Source organism: Streptomyces sp. NPDC016851, from assembly GCF_055562795.1.
Genome location: NZ_JBVHEP010000001.1, coordinates 593,269 through 600,578, shown reverse-complemented (window position 1 = coordinate 600,578; position 7,310 = coordinate 593,269). Strand labels below are relative to the sequence as shown.

Genomic DNA, 7,310 nt, shown 5'->3' with positions numbered 1-7,310 from the left:
TGCCTGGCCGACCAGCACGGCAACGTGGTCGTCGTCTCCACCCGTGACTGCTCCCTCCAGCGCCGCCACCAGAAGCTGGTCGAGGAGGCCCCCGCGCCCTTCCTCTCCGACGAGCAGATCGCCGAGCTGTACGCGTCCTCCAAGGCGATCCTGAAGGAGGCCGGCTACGTCGGCGCCGGCACGGTCGAGTTCCTCGTCGGCAACGACGGCACGATCTCCTTCCTGGAGGTCAACACCCGCCTCCAGGTGGAGCACCCGGTCACCGAGGAGGTCGCCGGCATCGACCTCGTCCGCGAGATGTTCCGCATCGCCGACGGCGAGGAACTCGGCTACGACGACCCGGCGCTGCGGGGGCACTCCTTCGAGTTCCGCATCAACGGCGAGGACCCGGGCCGCAACTTCCTGCCGGCCCCCGGCACGGTCACGACGTTCGCCCCGCCGTCCGGCCCGGGCGTGCGGCTGGACGCGGGCGTGGAGTCCGGCGCGGTCATCGGCCCGGCCTGGGACTCCCTGCTGGCCAAGCTGATCGTCACCGGCCGCACGCGCAAGGAGGCGCTGGAGCGGGCCGCCCGTGCCCTGGAGGAGTTCCAGGTCGAGGGCATGGCCACCGCCATCCCCTTCCACCGCGCGGTCGTCACCGACCCCGCCTTCGCACCAGAACTCACCGGCAGCCAGAACCCCTTCACGGTCCACACCCGCTGGATCGAGACCGAGTTCGTCAACGACATCAAGCCGTTCACCGCGCCCGCCGACACCGAGACCGAGGACGAAGCGGGCCGCGAGACGGTGGTCGTCGAGGTCGGCGGCAAGCGCCTGGAGGTCTCCCTCCCGGCGTCCCTGGGCATGTCCCTGGCCCGCACGGGCCTCGCGGCCGGGGCCAAGCCCAAGCGCCGCGCGGCGAAGAAGTCCGGCCCCGCCGCTTCCGGCGACACCCTCGCCTCCCCGATGCAGGGCACGATCGTCAAGGTCGCGGTGGAGGACGGCCAGGAGGTCAAGGAGGGCGACCTGGTCGTCGTCCTCGAGGCCATGAAGATGGAACAGCCCCTCAACGCCCACAAGTCCGGCACGATCAAGGATCTGTCCGCCGAGGTCGGCGCCGCCCTCAACTCCGGCGCACCTATCTGCGAGATCAAGGACTGACGCACACGGCGACGACGAAAGGACCGCCGGGCAGATGCCCGGCGGTCCTCTTCAGTCCTTTCCCCGGCCGGTTCTTATGAGAAGAACCCGTACAGCCGCCGCACCCGCCCGTTCTCCACGGCGGCGAAGTCGTAGCCGACGGCGATCGGCTGACCGCCGGCCGGACCGACGTGCCAGGTGAACCGCGCCAGGTCGTGGTGGCTGCTCACCTCACCGGCCAGCGAGAAGACCGTGCCGGCGAGCTCCTTCTGGGTCTGCGCGATGTAGTCGTCGAGAGCGGCCCGGCCCTCGATACGCACGTTGTTGTCCACGTACTCCACGTCCTCGGTGAACAACGTGTCGATCGCGGCGCGGCGCTGGTCCGCGTCCAGGATGTTCCACGTCTCGATGTACTTCTTCACCAGCGCGGTGATGTCACTGCTCACGTGCTGTACTCCTTCTTTCTCGGTCTTCCCGGAGGGGGTTCCTGTGTTCCCGCAGGGGTTCCTGGACCGGTGACGGCCCCAGGTCTAGTGGCGCGGCCTGATGGCCACCGGCAGCTCGGCCAGGCTGCGGATGGCCAGCGCTCCGTTGGTCGGCGGTGTCGGGTTCCGCAGCTCGACGTCGTAGGCGACCAGGGCGTTGAGGGCGACCTCGGTGATCAGCTTGGCGATCGGCGCGGCCACGCAGAAGTGGATGCCGTGCCCGAACCCGACGTGCCGGGCGCCACGGCGGGTCAGGTCGAGGCGGGCGGGGTCCTCGTACACGTCGGGGTCGCGGTTGGCGGCGCCCAGCAGCATGAAGACCTCCTGATCGGCCTTGACCGGAACGCCACCGACCTCGGTGTCCTCGAGGGCGGTCCGGTTGATCAGCTGGACGGAGGTGTCGTACCTCATCAGCTCCTCGACGGATCCGGCGGCCTCCTCGGGGTGCTCCCGGTACCACTCCCACTGGTCGGGGTGGTTCAGCAGGGACAGCGCGGCGAGGCCCATCGCGGCCTGCGGGGCGCTGAAGCCGGCGAGGAAGATGTTCGCGACGGTGGTGAGCAGTTCGATCTCGTTGAGCCGCTCACCGTCCTGTTCGACGAGGACCAGCTCGCTCATCAGATCGTCCACCGGCTGCGCCCGGCGTTCGGCGATCAGCTCCTGGGCGATGGCGACGTAACCGTCGCGCGCCTTGAGCCGGTTCTGGAGCGCCTCGGGGCTGAGCGTGTAGGCGGGGTCGAGACCGCGGCCGGCGTCGTTGGCGTACTCGATGCACTGGGCGAGGTACTTCTCCGGCACGCCGACCAGGATGTTCAGGACGCCGGCGCCCAGCGGCCGGAACAGCCTGGCGGTGAGGTCCACCGTGCCGTGGGCGGCGGTCTCCTCGGCCGTCTCGGCCACCAGCTTCGCCGCGAGTTCCTCGGCGGGACGCCGCAGCCGCTCGATGGCGCGAGGGGTGAAGGCCTTGGTGACCAAGGCCCGTATCCGAGTGTGGTCCGGCGGGTCCATGAACATCACGGCGGGCTGGAGCCCCGCCGGGGTGGGTATCAGGGTGTCCTGGTAACCGGCGCCCTCGCCCCGCCCCAGCTTGGGATTCCGCAGCACCTGCTGGACGTCGTGGTAGCCGAGCACGGCCACGCCGGCGGCGGTGCGGATCACGGAGCCGCTTTCCGCGCGCAGCTTCTCGTAGGTGGGGTACGGGTCGGAGTGGAAGCCGGCGTCGAACGGGTCGTACGGCAGGACCTCGGGGAGGTCGTCGGTGGGAGCGGGCTGCACGGTCTCGGTCATGTCGGTTGTCCCGTCTGGTTCATTGCTGGTGTGCGATGGGCGTCAGCGGGCCTCGGCTGCCGGGACCAGTTCGACCGGCATGTCGAGGATCACGGTGTGCTTGTTGTTGGGGGCGTACACGACCGGTCCGGTGAGCCGGACTTCCGCCACCCGGTCCAGCAGGGCCTCCAGGAAGAGCCTGATCTCCAGGCGGGCCACCTGATCTCCCAGGCAGAAGTGGGTGCCCGTCCCGAAGGACAGGTGCGGATTGCGGGTCCGGCCGATGTCGAAGGTCTCGGGGTTGTCGAAGACCTCCTCGTCCCGGTTGGCGGACGGCCACCAGAAGGTCACCTTGTCCCCGGCCTTGATGAGATGCCCGCGGAGTTCGACGTCACGGGTGGCGGTGCGCCGGTTGTACGGGTTGGGGGGTGCCCAGCGGAGGATTTCCTCGATGGCCTGCGGAAGCAGGGAGCGGTCCTTGCGCAGGGCCTGCCACTGCTCGGGGTGCTGGGCGAGGGCGAGGACACCGCTGGCGATGGTGTTGCGGGGCTGCTCGAATCCGGTGATCAGCAGGAGTACGGCGTTCGCGTCGCGTTCCCGTGTGGTGAGCGGCGGCTCACCGTGCTCCTCGGCGATGGCGCCGCGCGCGAGGACGGAGGCGAGATCCTGTGCGGGTTCCTGGCGCTTTCGGTCCAGTAGCTCGGTGAAGTACGCGGACATGGTGTGGAAGACCTCGGTGGAGCCGGCGTCGACCGTGCCGGTCTGCCGGTTCACGAAGCCGAGGTTGACGCGCCCCCACTCGGTCAGCCGGTCCCAGTCGGCGCGGGGAGCGCCCAGCAGAAGGGCGATGGCACGCAGGGCATAGGGCTCGCTGAGGTCCTTCATGCAGTCGGCCCTGCCACCCCGGTCGAGAGCGGCGCCGAGAAGGTCGGCGGCAATCCCTCGCATCGGTTCGGCCAGCCCTTGGGCGACCTCTCCGGTGACGGCTGGACGCAGCAACCGCCGGATCAGCTCGTGCCGGGGGTTGTCCATCATGGCGAACAGCACACCGGCGTGCACGCCCATGGGAAGGTCCTCCAAATGCGAGCCTCCCCCGGCCCGGTCGCCGCCCCCCTGGGCAGAGAAGTCCTCGGAGGCCGCGGCGGCCACGATGTCGGCGTGCCGGGTAAGAACCCAGAATCCGTCGCCGTCCGCTGTCCGCCCGCCCGGGTGGAAGAGAACCGGCGCTTCCCGGCGCAGCCGTGCGAAGAGCCCGTAGGGCACGCCGGCGGCGAACCGGGACTGGTCCGCAAGGTCGAAGCCGCCCAGAACGGCGGGGAGTTCCTGGTCGCTGATCATTAGAGCCTTTCGGGATCAGGTTCCGCCACCGCTCAGTGGCGGACGAGCCGGTCGGCGCCGCCGCCGTCCAGCCAGCGGCGGCTGATCTTGGCGTGGTCGGGCGCAGTGGTCGGCTCCAGCCGTGCGAGCAGCCCGGTGAGCCGGTGGCGGGCCTCGACGCAGTACACGTCGGTGAGTTCCTGGGGGTCCCAGGACGGGTCACCGTCGGGTGTCCCGTCCGTGGCTGCCCGGGCCAGGACGGCTGTGGCGTTGAAGAGTTCGCCCGCGATGCGGCCGAGCAACACCACGGTGCGTTCCTTGGCGTACAGCTGCTCGGGGTCGGGATGGGTACGGGTCAGCTCGACGGCGATCCCCCGTACGTCACGGAGGTGCCGGCGAACGGCCGACAGGTGCGCCCGGTTGGCCGGTGACAGGGCCGCGGCCTTGTCCGTTGCGGCGGCGTCGGCCTCGGTACCGGCCTCGGTTGCCGCGTAGTACTCGGCCAGCAGAAGCCGGCCCAGCTGGTTGTCGAGCTGGAAGTCGACGTTGCCGGCGATGCGCAGTCCGCGCGCGTCGCGGAAGGCCCGTTCCAGGGGCACGGGGACGGCGCCTCGGCGGACCTTGCTGGCGACGGTCTCGAAGCCCTCGCCGCCGTAGAGCGACATGGTCCGGTCGACGATCCGCCAGGCACCGCGCACCAGGACGTTCTTGGTGGCGAACCGTTCGAACCAGCGGTCCGTCAGGCCACTGTCGAGCAGGCTCCAGCGAACGGCCGACTCCATGGCGTAGACCTCGGAGAGGGCCGAGGTGACGATCCGCTGGATCTCGTCGTACTCACCGAGGCCGCGGCCGTCGATGGCTCGCCGGCCCACGAACTCCCGTGTCCAGTCCAGGCAACGCTTGGCGATCGCGAGGGCTGGAGCACCAGTGAAGTGGATACGGCCGAGCAAGGCCACCAGACCGACGCGGTAGGGGAGTTGGTCCCCATCGGGGTCGAGGAGCACCTGCTCGGCGGGGACGAAGACGTCGTCGAAGCGCAGTGAGCCGTTGGGCAGCCCCCGGCTTCCCATGAACTCCAGGCGGGTGTCGACCCGAAAGCCCGGGGTGTCGCGGGTGTCGACGAAGCAGGCCCCGACCTTGGGGCCGCCGTCGCCGAGCACCGTGGCGGAGACTCCGATCAGGTCGGCCACCGGCCCGTTGCCGGTGAAGAGCTTCTCACCGCGCAGCAGATAGCCGCCGTCGACCGGCGTCGCGGTGAGCGTCGGCCGGGCGTTGTTCTGCCCGGAGCGGTCGGTGTCGCCGAAGCCCGAGACGGTGCCCTCGGCGAGTCGTCGGCTGACGAAGTCGCGCAGCGGGCCGGGGGGCAGGGCGGGCAGCATGGCGGCCGCGCCGACGCCGTTCTGGATGGCCACGATCTGCCCGATGGGCACGGAGTGGGCGCAGATCTGGCCGATGAGGCGGAAGGTGTTGTACGGCGACAGACCGAGGCCGCCCAGTTCGGGGCCGATGCCGAGCCGGAAGTAGCCACGGTCCTGCAGCTCGTCGAGGAGCCCGGCGGGCAGTTCGCGGGTGTCGTCCAGGTGCGCGGCGTCGACGCGCCGCGCGAAGTACGCCTCGGCGTCGGCCACGAGCCGGTCGCCGCGTTCCCTCTCCGCGGGGCTCTGTCGGGGGAAGTCCCGCCACCGGTGCCAGTCGAGGCGGCCGTCGCGCAGATCGGTCAGAAACGTGGCGGGGGTCGCGTCACCATCGGGCAGTACGGCGGTCATCACTCATTCCCTCTTTTCGGCGACAGGCGGCTTTCCATTGGCGCGCGACGTCAGGAACGCTAATGACGCTTTCCCCCTATCTCCAACCCCAGATCCGGGCACGGAACCCCTATTCCTTCCGAACTGCCGGGCCGCTCATACACCGGAACGCCGCCCGTTCCACGTGCCGAAAAATAGGGGTTGTCGCCGCGGGCATCCCGGCCCTACCTTCGCCGTAAGGTGAGCGAAGAGTGCTGCTTTCCACAGGAGCCGCACGTCATTTCGTCCGGCCCTCCGTTCCTGGTGACGCCCCCGCGCATGGGGACCCGGCTGGGCCGGATCACGACCGCGGGTTCATGGCCGGGCATCCCCCGACCGGCCATGAACCCGCCACTTCCCAGTCGTCACCCGGCCGGGGCATACCTCCCCGCAGGGTCCAGCGAGCGAGGTCGACCGATGCCGGTACCCGAAGACAACCCGAATCCCTGGACACGTGAATTCGCCGCGGCGGACGGAGGTGCGCCGCGGCTGGTCTGCTTTCCGCACGCGGGAGGGTCGGCGGCGTACTTCCGCCCGCTGGCGCAGGCCGTCGCTCCGGGAGTTCGGACGCTGGCACTGCAGTATCCCGGGCGACAGGACAGGCGCCACGAGCCCCTACTGGACAGCGTGCCGGCCCTCGCCGAAGCCGCCTTCGAGGCTCTGCGCCACGAGTTGACCGGGCCCTTCGCCTTCTTCGGACACAGCCTCGGTGCGGTGGTCGCCTTCGAAGTCGCGCGGCGTTTCGAACAGTTGACCGCGCAGGGGCCCACACGGCTGTTCGCGTCGGCGCGGCGCGCCCCGTCCGCTGTGCGCGAGGAACGGGTCCATCTGCTCGACGACGCAGGGCTGCTGACGGAGCTCGGGCGCCTCGGCGGCACGGACACGGCAGTGCTGGCCGACGTCGATCTGCGCGCCCTCGTCCTGCCCGTCGTACGGGCCGACTACCGGGCGGTGGAGACCTACCAGGCCGCCCGGGGAGCTCGCGTGACCTGTCCCGTGACGGTGCTCGTCGGGGACGCCGACCCAGTCACCCCGGTGTCCGACGCCGCTGCCTGGGACCGGCACACGGCCAAGGGCGCGGACGTCCAGGTCTTCCAGGGCGGGCACTTCTATCTCGACCGGCACACCGCCGCCGTGGCCTCGGCGATCGCCGCCGCGATATGAGCGCCGGGGCCCGCGAATACCCGCGCGCGGACGCTTATGGACGGAGCCCCTATAGGGGTTGCGGGGCCACCCGAGCCCGGCGCCGACTTCCGCTTCTACCCCTAACTTCGGGCAGAGCCGCCGGAGGTGGTGCCACCCCGTGATAGAAAATTTTCCGAAGCCATCCCGGAAGCAC

Annotated in this window: 6 protein-coding genes; 2 read left to right on the top strand and 4 right to left on the bottom strand. The window is 70.2% G+C overall.

Annotation, left to right across the window (positions count from 1 at the left end):
• Positions 1-1,140, top strand: a 1,140-nt coding sequence (locus ACZ3I3_RS02740; protein WP_467361954.1) for an ATP-binding protein, incomplete at its 5' end; no start/stop codon positions are given.
• A gap of 74 nt (positions 1,141-1,214) precedes the next feature.
• On the opposite strand, the gene ACZ3I3_RS02735 is transcribed toward ACZ3I3_RS02740, so the two are convergent.
• The 4 genes from ACZ3I3_RS02735 to ACZ3I3_RS02720 all read right to left on the bottom strand — a co-directional run bounded on the left by ACZ3I3_RS02735 (position 1,215) and on the right by ACZ3I3_RS02720 (position 5,953).
• The gene (locus ACZ3I3_RS02735) at positions 1,215-1,565 is read right to left on the bottom strand and encodes a nuclear transport factor 2 family protein (protein WP_467361953.1); all 351 of its coding nucleotides are present in this window, start codon (positions 1,563-1,565) and stop codon (positions 1,215-1,217) included.
• Between the two features lie 84 nt (positions 1,566-1,649).
• Positions 1,650-2,891: a cytochrome P450 gene (locus ACZ3I3_RS02730; RefSeq protein ID WP_467361951.1), complete on the bottom strand. Its 1,242-nt coding sequence runs from the start codon at positions 2,889-2,891 to the stop codon at positions 1,650-1,652.
• A gap of 42 nt (positions 2,892-2,933) precedes the next feature.
• Positions 2,934-4,208 (bottom strand): cytochrome P450, encoded by a 1,275-nt coding sequence (locus tag ACZ3I3_RS02725; RefSeq protein WP_467361949.1) that lies wholly within the window; start codon positions 4,206-4,208, stop codon positions 2,934-2,936.
• A 32-nt stretch (positions 4,209-4,240) separates the two neighbouring features.
• A complete protein-coding gene (locus ACZ3I3_RS02720; protein ID WP_467361947.1) occupies positions 4,241-5,953 on the bottom strand; it encodes an acyl-CoA dehydrogenase family protein in 1,713 nt (570 codons plus the stop codon).
• Positions 5,954-6,250: 297 nt separating this feature from the next.
• Here ACZ3I3_RS02720 and ACZ3I3_RS02715 point away from each other — a divergent pair, with 297 nt between their 5' ends.
• Positions 6,251-7,135, top strand: coding sequence for a thioesterase II family protein (locus tag ACZ3I3_RS02715; RefSeq protein WP_467361946.1), 885 nt, complete (start codon positions 6,251-6,253; stop codon positions 7,133-7,135).
• The last annotated feature ends 175 nt before the right edge of the window (positions 7,136-7,310 follow it).